This is a genomic window from Streptococcus hillyeri, assembly GCF_041081565.1.
In the GTDB taxonomy this organism is placed as follows: domain Bacteria; phylum Bacillota; class Bacilli; order Lactobacillales; family Streptococcaceae; genus Streptococcus; species Streptococcus hillyeri.
Map to the genome: position 1 here is coordinate 2,111,935 of NZ_CP163513.1, position 18,618 is coordinate 2,130,552.

At 37.7% G+C, this 18,618-nt stretch carries 18 protein-coding genes; 2 read left to right on the forward strand and 16 right to left on the reverse strand.

All coding sequences use genetic code 11. The annotated features are described in order from the left end of the window. Positions 1-61: 61 nt before the first annotated feature. The 6 genes from araA to AB6M99_RS10510 all read right to left on the reverse strand — a co-directional run bounded on the left by araA (position 62) and on the right by AB6M99_RS10510 (position 8,275). Positions 62-1,486 (reverse strand): L-arabinose isomerase, encoded by a 1,425-nt coding sequence (gene araA / locus AB6M99_RS10485; RefSeq protein ID WP_369350746.1) that lies wholly within the window; start codon positions 1,484-1,486, stop codon positions 62-64. A 30-nt stretch (positions 1,487-1,516) separates the two neighbouring features. After that, entirely contained in the window at positions 1,517-2,212 is a 696-nt protein-coding gene (locus tag AB6M99_RS10490; protein ID WP_027973185.1) for an L-ribulose-5-phosphate 4-epimerase, read from the reverse strand. Positions 2,213-2,220: 8 nt separating this feature from the next. Next, positions 2,221-3,807 (reverse strand): xylulokinase, encoded by a 1,587-nt coding sequence (locus AB6M99_RS10495; RefSeq protein WP_121835700.1) that lies wholly within the window; start codon positions 3,805-3,807, stop codon positions 2,221-2,223. Between the two features lie 385 nt (positions 3,808-4,192). Then, positions 4,193-5,407: a multiple monosaccharide ABC transporter permease gene (gene mmsB, locus AB6M99_RS10500; protein WP_369350749.1), complete on the reverse strand. Its 1,215-nt coding sequence runs from the start codon at positions 5,405-5,407 to the stop codon at positions 4,193-4,195. Continuing rightward, a complete protein-coding gene (locus AB6M99_RS10505) occupies positions 5,408-6,961 on the reverse strand; it encodes a sugar ABC transporter ATP-binding protein (protein ID WP_121835704.1) in 1,554 nt (517 codons plus the stop codon). 102 nt (positions 6,962-7,063) lie between these two features. After that, positions 7,064-8,275, reverse strand: a complete 1,212-nt coding sequence (locus AB6M99_RS10510; RefSeq protein ID WP_121835706.1) for a sugar-binding protein — start codon at positions 8,273-8,275, stop codon at positions 7,064-7,066. A gap of 248 nt (positions 8,276-8,523) precedes the next feature. On the opposite strand from AB6M99_RS10510, the gene AB6M99_RS10515 reads away from it, so the two are divergent. Further along, the gene (locus AB6M99_RS10515) at positions 8,524-9,594 is read left to right on the forward strand and encodes a GntR family transcriptional regulator (protein WP_121835708.1); all 1,071 of its coding nucleotides are present in this window, start codon (positions 8,524-8,526) and stop codon (positions 9,592-9,594) included. Between the two features lie 401 nt (positions 9,595-9,995). Here the strand turns inward: AB6M99_RS10515 and trxA are convergent, their stop codons facing one another. From trxA to AB6M99_RS10545, 6 genes are all read right to left on the reverse strand, one after another. Beyond that, complete coding sequence (gene trxA, locus AB6M99_RS10520) at positions 9,996-10,313, reverse strand: thioredoxin (protein WP_121835710.1); 318 nt, start codon at positions 10,311-10,313, stop codon at positions 9,996-9,998. A 223-nt stretch (positions 10,314-10,536) separates the two neighbouring features. Further along, on the reverse strand, positions 10,537-10,905 hold the full coding sequence (locus tag AB6M99_RS10525; RefSeq protein ID WP_121835712.1) for a glyoxalase: 369 nt from the start codon (positions 10,903-10,905) through the stop codon (positions 10,537-10,539). Positions 10,906-10,915: 10 nt separating this feature from the next. Then, entirely contained in the window at positions 10,916-11,356 is a 441-nt protein-coding gene (locus AB6M99_RS10530) for a VOC family protein (RefSeq protein ID WP_121835714.1), read from the reverse strand. 138 nt (positions 11,357-11,494) lie between these two features. After that, positions 11,495-11,992 (reverse strand): phosphatase PAP2 family protein, encoded by a 498-nt coding sequence (locus AB6M99_RS10535; RefSeq protein WP_121835716.1) that lies wholly within the window; start codon positions 11,990-11,992, stop codon positions 11,495-11,497. Positions 11,993-12,039: 47 nt separating this feature from the next. Further along, positions 12,040-12,264, reverse strand: a complete 225-nt coding sequence (locus tag AB6M99_RS10540) for a DUF4649 family protein (protein WP_121835718.1) — start codon at positions 12,262-12,264, stop codon at positions 12,040-12,042. 13 nt (positions 12,265-12,277) lie between these two features. Further along, positions 12,278-12,631 carry a DUF2200 domain-containing protein gene (locus AB6M99_RS10545; RefSeq protein WP_121835720.1) on the reverse strand — a complete coding sequence of 118 codons (354 nt, stop codon included), beginning with the start codon at positions 12,629-12,631 and terminating at the stop codon, positions 12,278-12,280. A gap of 189 nt (positions 12,632-12,820) precedes the next feature. On the opposite strand from AB6M99_RS10545, the gene AB6M99_RS10550 reads away from it, so the two are divergent. Continuing rightward, positions 12,821-13,774, forward strand: a complete 954-nt coding sequence (locus AB6M99_RS10550) for an IS30 family transposase (protein WP_369350523.1) — start codon at positions 12,821-12,823, stop codon at positions 13,772-13,774. A gap of 1,037 nt (positions 13,775-14,811) precedes the next feature. Here the strand turns inward: AB6M99_RS10550 and AB6M99_RS10555 are convergent. From AB6M99_RS10555 to AB6M99_RS10570, 4 genes are all read right to left on the reverse strand, one after another. Further along, the gene (locus AB6M99_RS10555; RefSeq protein ID WP_121836443.1) at positions 14,812-15,270 is read right to left on the reverse strand and encodes a thioredoxin domain-containing protein; all 459 of its coding nucleotides are present in this window, start codon (positions 15,268-15,270) and stop codon (positions 14,812-14,814) included. 18 nt (positions 15,271-15,288) lie between these two features. Further along, entirely contained in the window at positions 15,289-17,625 is a 2,337-nt protein-coding gene (locus AB6M99_RS10560; protein WP_369350754.1) for an endonuclease MutS2, read from the reverse strand. Between the two features lie 94 nt (positions 17,626-17,719). Next, positions 17,720-18,262 (reverse strand): CvpA family protein, encoded by a 543-nt coding sequence (locus tag AB6M99_RS10565; protein ID WP_121836445.1) that lies wholly within the window; start codon positions 18,260-18,262, stop codon positions 17,720-17,722. After that, positions 18,259-18,573, reverse strand: a complete 315-nt coding sequence (locus tag AB6M99_RS10570; RefSeq protein ID WP_121836446.1) for a hypothetical protein — start codon at positions 18,571-18,573, stop codon at positions 18,259-18,261. The genes AB6M99_RS10565 and AB6M99_RS10570 overlap by 4 nt, the downstream gene beginning before the upstream one ends. Between the last annotated feature and the right edge of the window lie 45 nt (positions 18,574-18,618).

Here is an 18,618-nt window from a genome sequence, read left to right on the forward strand (position 1 = left end):
GAGAATGGCTGATTTTGCTCAGCCAGTTCTCCAATTGTCTATAAATAAACTAATATAATCACTACTTAATCAACACATATTCTAGGCCAACTAATTTAGCCCAAGCAATGATTTGATCTGATGTCAAATTAAGTGAAACAACGGTATGGTGGCCTCCACCAGCTTCAATCCATGCTTTGACACCATCTTGGAAGTTTGGCATCACTTCCCATAGGACGCGTGCTACTGGTAAGTTTGGAGCAGGTTCAGTTGGTTCAAAAGCTTTTACTTCATTAATCAATAATTTATAATGCGTTCCAAAATCTGCCATTGACACAACAACACCGTCACCAGCTTTACCATCGAAAACGAGACGTGCTGGGTCTGCTTTACCACCAATTCCTAGTGGAGATACGACAATTTTAGGTTTATTAACAGCTAAGGATGGATCAACTTCAAGCATGTGTGATTGAAGCGCAGCCTCTTTACCAAGAGCTAATTCATAAGTGTAATCTTCCATAAATCCTGTATTTTGATTATGAGACATAACTTTCATGAAACGATCAAGAGCAGCTGTTTTCCAGTCTCCTTCACCAGCAAAGCCGTATCCTTGCGCCATCAAACGTTGAGTCGCTAAACCAGGTAATTGTTCCATACCGTGTAAATCTTCAAAGTTATCAGAGAATGCCGTGTAACCTCCGGCATCCAAGAAGCGTTTTAGAGCAATTTCATAGCGAGCTTGAACTTTCACATGATATTCCCAAGTGTCAACATCATAGTTACCATAATCGAAGTCATAAAGTTCCTTGTACTCAGCAAAGAGGGCATCTACTTCTTCATCAGTCACTTGATTAATCACTTCAACTAAATCACCAATGCCAAAGTAATCTACAGTCCAACCAAACTGGATTTGTGCCTCTACCTTATCCCCTTCAGTCACACCGACATTACGCATGTTATCTCCAAAGCGGGCAACTTTAATTTCAAAGCCAGCATTATAAGCTACTGCGACATCCATCCATTGACCAATTTGTTTTTGGATAGATTCATTTTTCCAGTAGCCGACAACAACCTTGTTATTTTTCTTAAGACGAGCATTGATGAAGCCGTATTCACGGTCCCCATGAGCTGCTTGATTCAAATTCATAAAGTCCATATCAATGGTTGCCCATGGAATAGATTCATTATATTGCGTTGCTAAGTGCAAGAGTGGTTTTTGGAGCAATTTTGTCCCACGAATCCACATTTTTGCAGGTGAGAAAGTGTGCATCCAAGTTACAACACCAGCCACTTCATCACGATAATTAATTTCTTTCATCAATTTTGTGATAGTATCAGCTGATACAGCTAATTCTTCTTGGAAAACAAGTGGATATGGCAAATGACCGCTAGCATTTAACGTTGCAACCATTTCACGCGCATGCTTTTTAACTTCTTCAAGAGCCTCTTCACCATACAAATGTTGTGACCCTACAACAAACCAAAATTCTTTTTTTGCTTCTAGCATAATAAACTCCTTTTCTCTTTTTAGATAATATTATTTTTGACCATAGTAAGCATTTTTCCCATGCTTTCTGAGATAGTGTTTATCTAACACATATTGTGGTAACTCAGGTGCAAATGGGTTCAAAAAGCGAGTGATGGCATTCATACGACAAACTTCTTCTAAAACAACAGCATGCATGACCGCATCATCAGCATCTTTCCCCCAAGTAAACGGACCGTGTCCTTGCAATAAAATTCCTGGTACAGCCACTGGATCTAAGCCACGTTTAGTAAATGTTTCAACAATGACATTACCTGTCTCATGCTCATAACCAGCATCTAATTCTTCCTTACTTAGGAAACGTGCACAAGGTACTGTCCCATAGAAAGTATCAGCGTGAGTTGTTCCCATCGCTGGAACATCCAATCCCGACTGTGCCCAACTAGCTGCCCAAGGCGAGTGGGTATGTACAATACCACCAATCTCAGGATATGTTTTATAAAGCACAGCATGAGTTGGCATATCAGATGATGGGCGCAAGTTTCCTTCTACAACGTTACCATCAAAGTCACAAACAACCATATCATCTGCTGTCATGACATCATAATCAACTCCAGATGGTTTAATCACAAAGAGACCCGATTCACGATCAACTTGGCTGACATTTCCCCAAGTGTATTTGATAAGATCTCGTTTAGGTAGTTCTAAGTTTGCTTGAAATACCTTTTCTTTTAATTCTTCTAGCATATAGCCTCCTATATTTTTTCAACTGCTAATTTTTCCACTGGCAAGCCATTTTTATAAGTCTCAAGATACGCTTTAAATCCTTCAACATCAGTTACTTCTGGTTGAACCGTTTGAACCGCAGCATTGGCAAATACGACGCCATCAAGATAATCTTCTAATGACGTTTCAGCCGCAGTTAGGTAATCTGCTAAAAGTGCAATTCCCCAAGCACCACCCTCTCCTGCTGTCTCCATCACAGAAACTGGACTTGACATTGCTCCTGCCAACAATTGTTGGGCAACCTGAGGGGTTTTGAAAATACCACCGTGACCTAACAGTTTATCAATTGCAACTGCCTCTTTGTCCACTAGAATCTCCATGCCAATCGCTAATGTTGTGAAAGCAGACAGGATATGGCTTCTCATAAGATTAGGCACTGTAAAACGACTTTCTGGAGTTCTCATAAGAAGCGGACGTCCTTCAGTCAATCCAGTAATACTTTCACCTGAATAATAACCATAACTTAATAGACCACCACAATCTTTTTCACCTGTTAAGGCTGCATTAAAGAGTAGTGGATACAATTCAGCATCTGAGATTTCTTGTCCTGATAGGGCTGAAAACTCTTTAAATAATTTAACCCAAGCATTGATATCTGAACTACAGTTATTCGCATGTACCATCGCTACGGCGTCACCAACTGGTGTCGTTACAATATCAATTTCTGAATAACGATTTTCTAGTTCTTTTTCAAGAACAATCATAGCAAAAATAGACGTTCCAGCAGACACATTTCCTGTACGCTGTCTGACACTATTTGTCGCTACCATTCCTGTCCCAGCATCACCTTCTGGGGGACACAACTGACTTCCTGCTTGGAGTTGACCTGTTGGGTCCAACAGTTTAGCACCTTGTTCAGTCAATGTTCCAGCTACGGTACCAGCGGATAACACTTTCGGTAAAATAGCTTTCAGGTCCCAAGGAAGTTGATATTGTTGCGTTAACTCAGCAAATTGGTTAAGAAAAACACTATTATAATCACCAGTGGTTGAATCAATAGGAAACATTCCAGAAGCATCTCCGACTCCCAAAACTTTTTCACCTGTTAATTGCCAATGGATGTAACCTGCTAAAGTAGTGACATATGCTATTTTAGAAACATGTTCCTCTTGATTTAAAATAGCTTGATATAGGTGAGCGATACTCCAACGCTCAGGAATGTTAAAGTCAAACAATTGACTGAGTTCGTGTGCTGCTTGACCAGTAATCGTATTTCGCCAAGTTCTAAACGGCACCAATAACTTATCTTCTTTATCGAACGCTAGATAACCGTGCATCATGGCACTAAAGCCAATTTGCCCAATCTTTGTTAAATCAACCTGATACGTCATTTTGACATCTTGAACAAGTTCACGGTAAGCAGATTGCAAACCTTGCCAAATACTGTCCAAAGAATAAGTCCAAATCCCATCGACTAGTTGATTTTCCCAATCATGACTACCAGAGGCAATCGGTTGTTTCTGACTATCAATCAAAACAGCTTTGATACGAGTTGAACCAAACTCAACTCCTAACGAGGTCCGACCGTTCGTCAAATCGTCAATGATATGTCTCATAGAATCCTCCTTTTGATTATCTCTTGTATTCATATATTCTTATAATCTTACATTTTTAATAAATGTATAAAATGAGCACCCTCTTCAGGAAGCTCATTTTTTATACTTTTTTGAAAATATATTTCGTATTTAAGTCACTTAAGATTTACTATTCTCTCTACTCTTTTTATATTCTCCAAATGAAGAATATGCAGTATAGAAAATAACTATTATTAAGGAACTGTAAAAAATGAGATTTAATACTGTTAATAAATTTTTACCCATCTGAATCGTTTCACACACTGTTTGAATTAGCCAAAATGAACAAACCATTGACGTCAGACCGTACAGACGAAATTTCGATTTAGCATCCAATTCATTTTTCATAATTGCTCCATTATAATTATTAACGTTTACGACGTTTTGAATAGATATCGATAGCCACAGCAAGAAGTAATACTAAACCTTTAATAGTTTGAATCAAGGCCGAGTCAACACCCATGATTGACAAGCCCTGATTAATCACACCAATCACTGCTGCACCGATAACAACACCTGGAACTGTACCAATACCACCGGTAACCGCTGTTCCTCCCACGAAACATGAGGCAATAGCATCCATCTCAAAAGAATTACCTGTCGCAGCTGATGCAGAACTTAGACGCGATAACATTGCAATTGCTGCTACAGATGATAAAAATCCCATATGAACATATAGTAAAAAGTCAACACGTTTTGTATTAATACCAGAAAGCATAGCTGCACGGCGGTTACCACCTACAGCATATACGTGACGACCAAAGACCGTTTTAGTCAAAATAAAATTATAAACAGCAACAAGAACACCAACAATTACAAGCATAATTGGAATACCGCCTTGCGTAGCATTACCAGATGTAGCAAATGGATAGGTTAGTGCCGCAATTACAACTGTAGTCGCACCAATTTTAGCATATGTAGTTGAAAGTGGTTCAACATCAAGTCCCACCATGAAAGCTTTTTTACGATTTCTAAATTGACCATAAGCAAATGCCAAAATTAATAATACTCCAACAACAACTGTCAAACCATCAAATGGTCCCCAAAATCCCAAAACATTTGGGAGATAGCTCGCAGCAATAGCGTTAAATGAAGAATCATTTACAGGAATTGAAGCATTAATCATTGTAGTTGCAAGACCACGAAACACCAGCATACCAGCAAGTGTTGTAATAAACCCAGGAATCCCCACATAGGCAACCCAAAATCCTTGCCAAACACCAATAATTAAACCAATGACAATGCCTACTAAAATCGCCATCAACCAATTAATATGCATATCTTGCATCAATAAGGCGATACAACCACCAATGAAACCGACTAGAGAACCTACGGATAAGTCAATATGAGTTGCAATAATAACCATTACCATACCAATAGCCAAAATAACAACATATGCATTTTGTTGAACCAACTGGACTACTGTATTTGGTTGAAGTAAAAGACCTCCTGTTAGAACTTGGAAAACTGCAATGATGACAATCAAAGCTCCAACAATACCATACTGACGGCTATTTGCTAAAAGTGATGCAAACAAGCCTTTATCTACTTTTTGTTCACCTGTATTTGTTTGTGCACTCATCTATAGTGTCTCCTTTACTTTTTCTTTTGTCATACCTTTCATCAAATACTCCTGAGAGAACTTTGCTTTAGGGACATCTTCTGTGATTACCCCTTGGCTAACTGTATAAATTCTATCGCAAATACCAATCAGCTCTGGTAACTCAGATGAAATGACAACTATCGCCTTACCTTCATCTGCTAGCTGATTAATAATTTCATATATTTCATACTTAGCACCCACATCAATGCCTCTAGTAGGCTCATCTAAGATTAAAATATCTGGATTTGAAATAACCCACTTAGCTAGTACTACTTTTTGCTGATTACCACCGGAAAGATTTGAAACACGTTCCTCAATTGAAGGTGTTTTTATATGGAAATCTTTACGATATCGCTCTGCTACAACACGTTCAATATTGTCATCCATAACACCGTTTTTGGAGTGTTCTTTAAGAGATGCCAATGAGGCATTTTCACGGATGCTCTGCAATAAATTTAAGCCGTAACCTTTCCGATCTTCCGTTGCATACGCAATACCTGCATTGATAGCCTTCTGTACTGTTGATGTATCTGTTTCTTTACCTTTAATAAAGACTTTACCAGATATATCTGACCCATAAGACCTACCAAAAATACTCATCGCCAGTTCCGTACGCCCTGCTCCCATTAAACCTGCAATACCAACAATTTCTCCAGAACGAACTGAAATATTAGCATTATCTACAACCACACGTTGTTGATCTAAAGGATGATGTACCGTCCAATTCTCAATTTTAAAAATTTCCTCACTAGGATGAGAATCATGCTCTGGATAAAGATTTGTCAACTCGCGTCCAACCATGGCAGCAATCAACTTATCTTTATTCAATGGACTTCCCTCATTATTTGGCATATAGCCAACAGTTGATCCATCTCGAATAATAGTAACATTATCTGTAATTTCCTCGATTTCATTCAATTTATGAGAAATAATAACTGATGTTACTCCTTGATTATCACGTAAATCACGTAAAATATTTAATAAATGTGCTGAATCTTCATCATTAAGAGCTGCAGTAGGCTCATCTAAAACTAGAAGTTTAACATTTTTAGATAGGGCTTTAGCAATCTCTACAAGTTGTTGCTTACCAACACCAATATCCATTATCTTAGTTTCTGGACTCTCCATCAATCCAACACGCCCCATTACTTTGATAGCATCTGAACGTGTCCGCATCCAATCTATAACACCATTTTTCTGTTTTTCATTTCCCATGAAAATATTTTCAGCAATAGATAGGAATGGAATCAAAGCAAGTTCTTGCTGAATAACAACGATACCTAATTCTTCAGAATCAGAAATGTTTTTAAAATTACATTCTTTACCATCATATAAAATCTTCCCTGAATAACTTCCATACGGATATACTCCGGAAAGAACATTCATCAATGTAGACTTCCCAGCCCCGTTTTCTCCACAGATACCATGGATTTCAGCTCTCTTAATATTTAAATTAACATTTGTCAAAGCTTTCACAGGACCGAATGTCTTGGTGATGTTTTGCATCTGCAATATCATGTCTGAATCGTGCATATTATCTCCCTTATCCAAAACATTTTCTTATTGTTATTAGGTTACAAGATGTAATGGTTTGTAAACAACAGCTATTCACAAACCATACCATCACTATGCCATCTATTCAATAATTGGTGCCTTTATATCTTTTTGATATTGGTCTTCCGTAATAAAGCCTGTTTCAACAACATAATCCAATCCTTTTTGATCACCTGTTGGATTTTTAACAAGTTCATCTGACTGCATGAGCCATGTAGGAACATCTTTATTTCCATTATTCATAGGCTCATTATCTGATTTCAGAGTCTCTCCTTTAGAAATACTTTCAATCAAATCAGTTGTTTGTTTAGACAATTTAGAAATATCTTTAAATACCGTTTGTTCCTGTGCACCAAAATGGATATTCGTAATCGCTATATCCATACCATCTTGACCTGTAATAATTGGCCAAGCAGACTTATTAGTAGGATTTTTTGAATCAAATGGAATAGTTGGAGTCATGTCAGGTCGTGCATTTTTAATAGATTTCATAACACCTAAAGAAATAGCATCATATGGAGACAACACAGCAGCCAACGGTTTATCTCCTAATTTTGTCATAATAGCATCCATTTGTTTTTGCGCCTGTGACTGATCCCATGCATGAACTGAAATTTTCTTCCAGTCTTCATTTTTAAAATCTTTTGTTACAATCCCTGAAGGATCAACAAGTTGACCAGATTCAAAGTAAGGTTTTAAAAGATCCCATGCTCCTTTAAAGAAATAAGGAGCGTTATTATCATCATCAGAACCCGCAAATAGAGCAATATTATATGGCGTATCTTTACCACCTCCATTTTCAAGATCCAAACGTTTAATAATCGTTTGTGCTTCAAGAATACCAGTACGCTCAAGATCAAACGTCACATAATAGTCCACTGCGTCAGTATTCATAATTAATCTATCGTAAGCAATCACCGTTGCACCACCATCTTTTGCTTGCTTAACAGCTGGACCAACTGCTGTCCCATCAACCGAAGCAACGACCACAGCTTTAGCTCCTGCAGAAACCAAATTATTGATATCTGTTGACTGCTGAGATGGTGAGTTATTAGCATAAGCTAGTTTTGTTTTAAATCCAGCATCTTCAAGTTCCCTAACAAGATTAGCTCCGTCAACATTCCAACGCTGATCGGCTTTTGTCGGCATTGAAATACCAATCAAATCCCCTTTTTGAAGATTAGTTGCCGCACTGTCTCCTCCTCGACTTGTAGTCGCACATGCTGCTAAACTTGATAACATCGCAAGGCTTGTTAGTGCTAACGTTGCTTTTTTTAGGAATTTGCTATTCATTTTAAATTCTCCTTTAATTATGAGCTATTAATTAGATTAAGATATTTATCATTATAAATAGTATCTAAAATACGTTTCCTCAAAAGTTACTTTAAGAAATATTTCTTGTTTAGTATGCGCTTACATTTCAATTATAAACTCTCGCTGATATTTGTCAATACTTTTTTTGCGAAAAATAAAAATTTGTATGTCCAAATTTTCCAGAAATAAATATGTTATAATATACCCAAAAAGGAGTGATTGTAAGTATGAAACCCAAGTATCAAATGATTGCTGATGATATCCGCGACAAAATTATACAAAAACAATTCCTAGAAGATTCACCCATACCAACAGAAATTGAATTTCAAAAAATTTATAATGTTAGTCGCCCAACGATTAGACAGGCATTAGCACTTTTAGTTAATGAGGACTATCTATTTAAAAAAAGGGGAGCAGGTACATTTATTAATAACAGACGTTTTTTTAAAAACAGTACAAAGACAATTGGTGTCATTACAACTTATATTTCTGAGTATATTTTTCCCTCAATTATCCGTGGAATCGAAGAGGAGTTAGCCTCTCTTGGATACTCCCTCATTTTGTCTAGTACTAACAATGATTTTAATCAAGAAAAAAAATGCATTGAAAAAATGATTGCATCTAATGTAGACGGTCTAATTATAGAACCAACGAAAAGTAATCTATTCAATCCCAATCTATCCTCCTATGTTACTTTACGTGAGCACAATATTCCTATTGTTATGATTAACTCCACTTACGAAGAACTCGATATTCCATATTACGGTATTGATGATATCGAAATGTGCTACTCCTCTACTTTAGAATTAATCAACAATGGTCACAAAAATCTTCTTTTAATCACTAAAATTGATGATTTACAAGGAAAATATCGTATGAAGGGATTCATCAAAGCCTGTGAAAAACATAACATCTCATTAACATCTAGTTCAATTATTACTTATACCACTGAAAATAGATATGATATCTCTGATATGGTTTTAAACAGTATTACAATTAATCCTAAAATATCTGGAATCATTTGTTACAACGACTTTGTAGCTAAAAAACTGATAACTTTTTTAACACAAAAAGGCTACTCTATACCTGACGATTACTCAGTAGTTGGACATGATAATTTTTATGACGACCAGCATGAAAAGATTAGTTTAACAACTTTTAATCATCCTAAAGAGAAGTTAGGAAAAGATGTTTCTAAAGCTATCATTGATGCAATTAAGACTGGAAAAATGCCCTCAAATAAACTTTACTCTCCTATTATCTCACGAGGTAACTCTGTCAAAAAAATATCAAGCTAATCATCCAGCTACTTTATTATCAAATAAACCTTATAATGAGTACAAAACAATATTATTTAAATATCTGTAAAAAGAGGAATTATCTTTTTCACACAGACCTTAGTCCGAATTCAATTACTCTCGTGATTTACGCACATCGGTTACGACTACCTTTTTGGACTTTAGAGTTTTGGGTCTCCTCATCCCCTATATACGCCTTGATATCACGTTTCTGTTCGTAGAGCCACGATTGCGCTATCCCTTCCTCTCCCCGCTATCTCACGATAGTCAGGCTTGGGAGTCGCTATTGGGTTCACCGGTAGCTAGTACCCTCAGAGGACTTTCACCTCAGATGTACAACATGCCCGTCGTACACAAAAACTCTTAGAATTCACAGATTCTAAGAGTTTTTCTTATCTAGGTTAAGCGCTCAATTCTTCTACGATTGCTAGAAGTTGTTGTTTAGTGTGGACACCTGCCACTTGTTTGACCACTTGTCCATCTTTTTTAAAGAGGAGAGTTGGGATTGACATGATGCCGAATTTTTGAGCTGTTGCTGGATTTTCATCCACATCAATTTTGACGATTTTAAGCTCATCTTCGCTCAATTCGTTTGATAATTGCTCCAAGATTGGTGCTTGCATCAAACATGGACCACACCAGGTTGCCCAAAAGTCAACCAAAACAAGACCTTCACTTGTTTCTGCCTCAAACGTTGCATCTGTAATATTTTTTGCCATTTTATTTGTTCCTTTCTTTCTCGGTTCATAGCAGAGCTACTCACCTAACATTGTGACTTTATCATAACTTAAAAAACTAAGAAAGACAAATTTCTGATACGGAAAATCGTTTTCTAGGAATCAAAGGTAAACCGTAAAATCATTTAGAAAAAGTAACACTACCACAGAGACTATTTAGTGATAAATAAGATTAAAAGAAGCGACAGGATTCAACGTCTATGTTTTACTCGCCTTTCACCGCAAAATAAATTCCACTTGGACTAGCAAAATTAAAGTTTGGAAAAGGTTCAGCATTGATTTGGCTACAGTTATCTGTCAGATTTGCAATTTTCGCTTGAAGCTCCTCGATATTGGCCGTCTCAAAGAGAAGGCTTGGGGTCAGTTCAGTTACCTCAGGCGAAACCTGACGGATAAACTCCTTAGCATAAACAGTAAAGAGTACACTACTATCACCAGCTGGTTTCATCTCAAAGGTTTCATATCCCATCATCTGGCTTTCAGAAATGATGCAAAAACCTGCTGCTGACCAAAATGCTTTTTCAACTGCCACATCATCCACATAAAGCTGAAGTCCTATATTTTTTGAAAACATATATCCCTCCTTAAAAGCTTACGGTTTCAGACACAAATTCTGGAATATCGGCATTAATTTGCCAGTTCATGCCAAATTTATCTGTCAAATTAGTGTAAGCTGGGTTCCAAGGCATTTCTTGAAGTTCTAAATCTATTTTTTGAGCATCTTTTGCCAATTTGTCATAAATCACCTTAGCCGATTCAGCTGAATCTAATTGCAGGCATGCAGTCATATTTGTCCCTTGAATGTAGTCATATTGCGGAGCATTGTCAGAAATTTGCATCCTAATGCCATTGATGTTCAAATTGGCATTTAATACCAAATTTTCATGCTCTTTTGGCGTATTAGGGATAGCCTGGCCAAAAGTTGTACATGACACAAGCTCCGCATTAAAAACATCCTTGTAAAATTCTACAGCCTCTAAGCCATTATTATTTGTGACCAAATAAAGTTCAATCGCTTTAATCATAAAAAAACCTCTTATCTTTAAAATAAGTCATTGTGATAACATAACAAAAAAACATTAACAACTAAAAAGACTTATACTTGCTCTACCAAAGCAAAGCGAGCTTCTCCCTCTTGAGAAACTCGTTTTGCATCTCCGTCATCATCTCGTTATAAGCCAAAATAAGAGACTTCCTAAAACAATTCCGATACCGTAGCCAACTAATACATCCTTAGGATAATGCACTCCTCCGATTACTCGACAACAGGCTAATAGTGCTGATAAAATCAGCAACAAGATGCCCAGCCATAGATTGACACTTAGCACACCCATACTGATGATAGTGGCCGAAAAAACGTGACGGCTGGGCATGGATTGACCCGAGCTATCTTTTTCAATTAGGGGTTCGATTGCCCACGTTTCATAAGGTCGAGGTTGATTAATCACTTTTCTGACCCAAGATAATAAAACAAATCCCATACCAGGTATTAAAATGTAAGAGTAGACAGCTCTGCCATTTTTCCAAAACACAAAAGCCAAAAGTAAAGGATAGACTGCATACATGACCTTTGTAATCGTATGATTGATGAAACGGAGTTTTTTAACGTAAGAATGAAAAGGACGGGAGATACGCTCATAAAAATCATCATAGTTTTCCATAAGGTTATTATAACGAAAAAGCTAGGTCTTGCCCAGCTTTTCCATTTTTATGAGTTATACTGGCTTAAGTCTTGCTTCATCATGTAGAAGAAGATGTCGCCATAAGTTCCTGAATAATCAAATTCATGCCCATTGTAGACTAATTTAACAACCTTGTAGTAATCAGCAACACCGATGAGACAAGCTTGTTGTGAACACTCAAATTCTGCATAGCTATCAAAAGTGATGGTTTGTTCTTGTTTGCTGGCATTTAGGTAGGTAATTTCTAGCATAGATTTCTCCTTCTTACTCATATTTATCTTTGATTTGCTCAAACGTCTTGCCTTTTGCCACCCAATCAACTAATTTATCTAGCCTACGAATTTCCTGCATCAGAGGATCTTCTAAGGTTTCGATTTGAACACCACAGATTTTACCTGTGATATTGATACGATTTGGATTATAGGCTGGTGCTTGACGGAAAAAATCACCGTAGGTTAAGTCTGATTTTAAAAGCGTAGCGATTGTTTCGGTCGAATAACCTGTCAACCAAGAAGTGACCTCATAGACGTCTCGGGCAGTTCTACCCTTTCGCTCTGCCTTTGCTACCAAGGCCTGATAAACGCTAGCAAATGTCATGCTATAAATACGATGTGTCATGGCCTTATTATAGCACTTATGCTATACTTGGGGTAACAATCTGCTTGAAAGGATTTTACTCTTGATTTCAACTCTTTTATCGTACCATAAGGAAAGTTCTAAAATGAAGTTAGCCACCTAAGGGTATCAAAAAACATCTCAGAGAGATATAATTGTAATCACCACAACAACAATTAGAAAGATTCTGAGATGCAAAACTATTATACACCAAAAAGTAAACATTTGACACTAACTGAACGTAGAATGATTGAACGTTGGCTTCAAGAAGGGCTCTCAAATCGTGAAATCGCTAGGAGATTAGCTAAAGCTCCTCAAACCATTCACAACGAAGTCAAACGTGGTCAGGTTAGACAACAAGTGCGTAAAGGAAAATTTGAAGTGATCTACTCAGCTGATTTCGCTCAAAAAGCCTATCAAAACAATCGTAAACGTTCTGTTAAACAGCTCTCCCTAACCAAGGGACTCAAAGAAAAGATAACTCACTACATCCAACAGAAATACTCTCCCGAGATGATGGTAAAGTCAAAAGAAATACCTGTTCCCATCTCCACCATTTACTACTGGATTCATCATGGACACTTAGGATTGACCAAGGCTGATATGCTTTATCCTCGACAAGAGAAAGCTAAGAAAAAGCATGCTAGTCCCAATTTTAAGCCAGCTGGAAAGTCTATTGAGGAACGACCAGAAAGCATTAATAAGCGTGAGAATATCGGTGATTTTGAAATTGATACGGTTATTCAAACACGGGCAAAAAACGAGTGTCTGTTGACTCTAACCGATAGAAAGAGTCGTTATCAAATCATTCGACTCATCCCCGATAAGTCCGCGTCTTCAGTCAATCAAGCTCTGAAAGCAATCCTCAAGGATTATCAAATGAACTCTATCACAGCTGATAACGGGGCTGAGTTCAGTCGTTTAGCAGAAGTTTTTGACCCTGATCATCTCTACTATGCCCACCCGTATTCTTCTTGGGAGCGTGGTACTAATGAGAATCATAATAGACTCATCCGGCGTTGGTTGCCTAAGGGAAGCAAAAATGCGACTCAACAACAAGTCGCATTTATTGAAAACTGGATTAACAACTATCCAAAGAAACTATTCAATTATAAATCTCCTATAGAGTTTTTACAGACTGCCTAACTTGAACTTGAAATTTGGCTTATCGTACCATAAAAACGTTTTTTTAAAAACTTGTTTTTTTTTGGGAAGTTGGGTATATAGTAAAAGTGATAAAATATAGAAATAACTTGTTAGAAAGGAGGAATTTAGATAAATCAAGTTATTTTATTAAAAAATGTGAAAATATGATAAGAGTATTTGCTATGAAAAAAATTAAATATTTAATTATTTTTGTAATTAGTAGTTATTTAATTCTTAATTTTATGGTTTCAGATGGGTATCGATATGAGAAAATATTTTATGGATTGATGATTTTAATTCTTATAGGAATACTAGCTGTATCAAAGAATGAAAAATAAAAATGCTGGTGCAACATGCTTCAGCATTTTTATACTTGTCAAAAATCAAAAATTACTTTTTTGCTTCTTTCTTAAAAGTGCGGACGCTCCAAAGGTCTGGGAGACCTTTTGAGGTGGGAAATGAAGCTGACGAAGTCAGTATCACAACCTCCTACGGAGTTTCATTGCTACTTTTTGACCCTCTTTTTCGCAGTAGATGATTGGCTGTACTTGTCGACTACTCGACAGTGTGCAACCTAATCATCCTTGCGGGGGAACTACTACGAAATTGACTTTCAATTTCTGTAGTTCTCCCAAAAATCCGTTTTTATCAAGCCAATTCCCCTCGCTCTTTTATTTCTGAGCTTGGGCTAAAACTGTCCACTGGACAGTTTTACTAATAAGAATATCACCATGGCGAAAGAAGCTCTGGTAAATCAAGCCATTTATTGGTTCTTGATTTTACTTAAACTGCTAATTTTGATTTTGGATGAGTATCAGTTGGGTTCGGCATTCGGCTGATTCCACCGGAGGGGTATCAACTTTGAGAATGAGGCGAACAAATCACGCAGTCGGTTAAATAAAGGAGAGAGAATACTTATTCGTTCGGACAGACTTTTATGATTTACCACGATTAAGATAAAGCAAATCGTAGGAATTTAAAGAAATATACGATGATTATTCCTACAAAAAACTCTGGCAAAAAATCGCAGGCACTTTTTACTCACTATATTTTTCAATAAAAGCCTTAATCTCATCAACGGTTGATTCGCTACCTTTTAACAGACTATCTACCATCTGTTTATCAGAAAAATAGCTAAAATGTGGAACGGTCTTAATACCAAAGTAAGCAATGAATTCATTCCAATCTTTAGCATCAGCCTCATCTGAATTTAGGTAATAAATCCTTGCCGATTTCTCCTGATGAGCCTCCGCTAACTTTGGAACAAAAACCTGACAATACCCACATGTTGGACGACCTAAGTAGATTAAAAACTCCTCTGAATTAGCAATCTTCTCATTGAGCTCTTGCAAGGTAATTTCTTCTAGATTTGCTACAGACTCTTGATAAGTCCCTGTCTTTTTTTCTTGGAGTTCAGAACTTGATTGACGACCACAGCTCATTAGAAGAATACTTATCATAAAAAACGAAACGGTCACTAATATTTTCTTTAACATGTTTTACTCTCCGAACTCTTACCCTAGTGTCGCAATGGTACAGCCACTTCCTCCAGCCGTTTGTGGGGCATATTCAAAGTATTTAACATGTTTGTTACGACGAAGATATTTAGTTACTGCCTCACGAATGACTCCTGTACCAATACCATGAATAATGTCCACTTGTCCCATATTATTCAAAAGTGCTTGGTCAATAAAGGCATCCAACTCCTGCATGGCTTCCTCATAGCGTTTACCACGAAGATCCAAACGAGCCCTTGGCCCAGACCCTGTTGCAACTTTCTTGACCACATTGATTTGACGTTTCTTAGGTTTCTGAGCTTCTTCCTGCACCTTAACCAAGCTAAACTCGTCCTCGATTAAAGTCATCTTGATGATACCAACCTGAGCCTCCCAAGTTTTGTCCTTGATTTTCTTCACCAAAGTACCACGCTGACCATAAGCCGTCACGATGATATCATCACCCACTTCAGGATTTTTTAACTTTTTCGCTTTTTTCAAGACTTTATTGTGGGAAAGCTGAGCTTCTGGAGCAAGTTTTTTCAGTTGACCTTTAGCTTCAATCACTTCATGTGGTTTCAGAGCCGCGCGATCGTGGAGATCTTTAAGGATTTTATCGGATTCAGCAATCGCCAATTCAACCACCTCACGCGCCTCTGCTGCCGCTTTTTCAACTTCCTTGTCCTTAGCATGGGCAAATTCATTATACAATTTCTTAACCGCACGGTTAAATTTGAGATTTTCTTGCTCAACATCACGGATATGATCCAATCGTTTACGGCTTTCCACAGTCTGTGCTTCCAACTGCTCAATGATACGATTGACATCACTATCACGGTCAGTCATCTGCTCTGCTTTTTCCACAATAGTAGCAGAAAGTCCTAAACGGCGAGCAATTTCAAAGGCATTTGAGCGTCCAGGGACACCTTGCATGAAGCGGTAAGTTGGACTTAAGGTTGCCACATCAAACTCCATGCTGGCATTTTCAACATGCGCTGTCTCAATACCATAAGCCTTGAGTTCTGGATAGTGAGTTGTCGCCATCGTCTTAATGCCATTAAGGCGAAGATAATCAAGAATAGCCATCGCAAGACTAGCTCCCTCTTGCGGGTCCGTACCTGCTCCCAACTCATCAAAAAGAATAAGGCTATCCTCATCAGCAGCTTGTAAGGTCGCAACAACTTGTGTCATGTGGCTTGAGAAGGTAGACAAGCTCTGCTCAATAGACTGCTCATCACCAATATCCGCAAAAATGTCTTTAAAGACAGCAACCTTTGAACCCACATCCGCCAAAACAGGAAGACCAGATTGAGCCATCAACTGTGTCAAACCAAGCGTCTTTAGCATGATGGTCTTACCACCCGTATTTGAACCTGTGATCACAATACCTATCAGCTCATTTGGAAAATACAAATCATTTGGAACGGGATTAATCAGTAGAGGGTGTCTAACATTAAAGAGCTGAATACTCTTATCTGCTGATAAGGTCGGTACAACTGTCTTTTTCTCTCTCATGAACAGATACTTGGCACGCACCAAATCAATATGCCCTAAAATCCAAGCATTATTTCTGATAATGTGGGCATGTGGACGAAGCATATTTGACAGCTCGTGGAGCACCCTTGCCATCTCGTGTCGCTCATCAGCACGCAACTGCGTGATTTCTTCATTTAGCTGTACCACAGCACGTGGCTCAATATAGACCGTATTTCCAGAAGATGAAATGTCATGCACCACACCAGCAATTTTATTACGGTGCGAATTCCGCACAGGAAGCACTGAGCGACCATTACGAGAAGCAATCAGATTTTCTGATAAATAATCGGCACTTTTCTTCAGAATTCCCTGTAAGGTCTCACGTACCTGGCCTTCACTAATGGCAATTTGACGGCGAATTTTTTCCAATTCTGGACTGGCAAAATTTTCAATAAAGCCACCATCGTTAATGGCTTGAAGGCTTCCTGATAAACTTGGAAACACCTCAAGCGTCTCAAAAAGACGACCCAAAGCTTTTAGCTCTGCATTTTCCAAAAGACTATAAAAACGACTCATTTCAGCCGATACTTGAAGAACTTTTTTTAGCTCAATCAATTCAGCAACGTTCAAGTCTGCGTCTAACTCGAGGCGACGAAGAGGTTCTGAGACATCGCGCAAACTTCCCATGGCAAAACCGTGGTGCTCGATAAAAATGGCTTCCATATCCGAAATTTCGGTAAAGGATTGTTCAATCTTATCAGGATTTACCATGGGCTCAAGGTCACGTAATTCTACTAGCCCTTGCTGGGTTTGTAAATAAGGTTCAAAAAGACTTCTAACCTTGTTAAATTCTAATTGTTCAATAATCTTGTTATTCATGGTTATATTATATCACAGTAATAGATAAGAGGAGAAAAAAGAGCAAGTCTCACCTTAAATACAGCAAAAAAATCCAGAACATCTGTTCCAGATTTTAAAAAATCTTTGTCACCCAAAAATATTTCCAAAGTTGCGCGAAAATTGGGAAATTAATCAATAGCTTTATCATGATATGACTAGCTAAAAAATTCTGAATAGTAGTAGCTGGAACCGTTGCTACCAGTGTTAGTCCCATGCTAAAAAAGAGAATAGTAACTAAAATAGCAAGCCCACCACTCACACAGTTTAATAAAACACTATCAAACTGATCCAAGTTAACCAAGTGAAGAAAAATACCAATCACTCGAAAAGCGACATAGCTCAGACCATAAATACCAATAAAAGCAACACCTGCGTAGAAAACCCTATCAAGGTCAAAAACAGTGACATCCTTAAAAAAATGAACCACCGTATCTTGTCCTGGATTAACAAATGGCACCCAGAGCGTCAGCCTTTCTGCTAGTCTTTGGTAAAAATGATTTGCAATAAACAATGACATCACACTTGCAAGCGCATAGTAACCTTGTAACAAAATGCCACGCATGTAACCAATATAAAATTGCCAAGCCAGAATGAGGATAAAGAGTAAACCAATCATCTCTCATCCTCACTTAATTCCAATTCTAACTGATTATTTTTTTCCTTTAAGGCCATGATTTTCTCAGTTCGCAATCGCTCAAGCTCACGCTCTGTCTCTTCAAATACAATCTCGCGACTAAGTTGCGTGGATAAGGTGTTAATCGCCATCAAAATAGCAATCGTCTCATTATCCGCTTCAGGAAGGCTACGTTTAATCGCATCGTATTTTTCACGCGCAACACGTTCCACTTCTTCCATAAAAAGATTATCTTTATCCGTAGTGAGGGTTAGCGGTTTATTACCAAAAACAAATTTGTAACGATTTTTCATGTTTTAATCTCAAAGAACGTAACGGCTATACCATTTTTCGCCAAT

Coding starts and splice junctions, on each gene's coding strand:
- AB6M99_RS10535 (WP_121835716.1), bottom strand. CDS start 11,992: ATGGAAAACTATGATGATTTTTATGAGCGTATCTCCCGTCCTTTTCAT.
- trxA (WP_121835710.1), bottom strand. CDS start 10,313: ATGGCAAAAAATATTACAGATGCAACGTTTGAGGCAGAAACAAGTGAA.
- AB6M99_RS10560 (WP_369350754.1), bottom strand. CDS start 17,625: ATGAATAACAAGATTATTGAACAATTAGAATTTAACAAGGTTAGAAGT.
- mmsB (WP_369350749.1), bottom strand. CDS start 5,407: ATGAGTGCACAAACAAATACAGGTGAACAAAAAGTAGATAAAGGCTTG.
- AB6M99_RS10540 (WP_121835718.1), bottom strand. CDS start 12,264: ATGCTAGAAATTACCTACCTAAATGCCAGCAAACAAGAACAAACCATC.
- AB6M99_RS10550 (WP_369350523.1), top strand. CDS start 12,821: ATGCAAAACTATTATACACCAAAAAGTAAACATTTGACACTAACTGAA.
- AB6M99_RS10490 (WP_027973185.1), bottom strand. CDS start 2,212: ATGCTAGAAGAATTAAAAGAAAAGGTATTTCAAGCAAACTTAGAACTA.
- AB6M99_RS10495 (WP_121835700.1), bottom strand. CDS start 3,807: ATGAGACATATCATTGACGATTTGACGAACGGTCGGACCTCGTTAGGA.
- AB6M99_RS10555 (WP_121836443.1), bottom strand. CDS start 15,270: ATGTTAAAGAAAATATTAGTGACCGTTTCGTTTTTTATGATAAGTATT.
- AB6M99_RS10530 (WP_121835714.1), bottom strand. CDS start 11,356: ATGATTAAAGCGATTGAACTTTATTTGGTCACAAATAATAATGGCTTA.
- AB6M99_RS10565 (WP_121836445.1), bottom strand. CDS start 18,262: ATGATTGGTTTACTCTTTATCCTCATTCTGGCTTGGCAATTTTATATT.
- AB6M99_RS10545 (WP_121835720.1), bottom strand. CDS start 12,631: ATGACACATCGTATTTATAGCATGACATTTGCTAGCGTTTATCAGGCC.
- araA (WP_369350746.1), bottom strand. CDS start 1,486: ATGCTAGAAGCAAAAAAAGAATTTTGGTTTGTTGTAGGGTCACAACAT.
- AB6M99_RS10505 (WP_121835704.1), bottom strand. CDS start 6,961: ATGCACGATTCAGACATGATATTGCAGATGCAAAACATCACCAAGACA.
- AB6M99_RS10570 (WP_121836446.1), bottom strand. CDS start 18,573: ATGAAAAATCGTTACAAATTTGTTTTTGGTAATAAACCGCTAACCCTC.
- AB6M99_RS10510 (WP_121835706.1), bottom strand. CDS start 8,275: ATGAATAGCAAATTCCTAAAAAAAGCAACGTTAGCACTAACAAGCCTT.
- AB6M99_RS10515 (WP_121835708.1), top strand. CDS start 8,524: ATGAAACCCAAGTATCAAATGATTGCTGATGATATCCGCGACAAAATT.
- AB6M99_RS10525 (WP_121835712.1), bottom strand. CDS start 10,905: ATGTTTTCAAAAAATATAGGACTTCAGCTTTATGTGGATGATGTGGCA.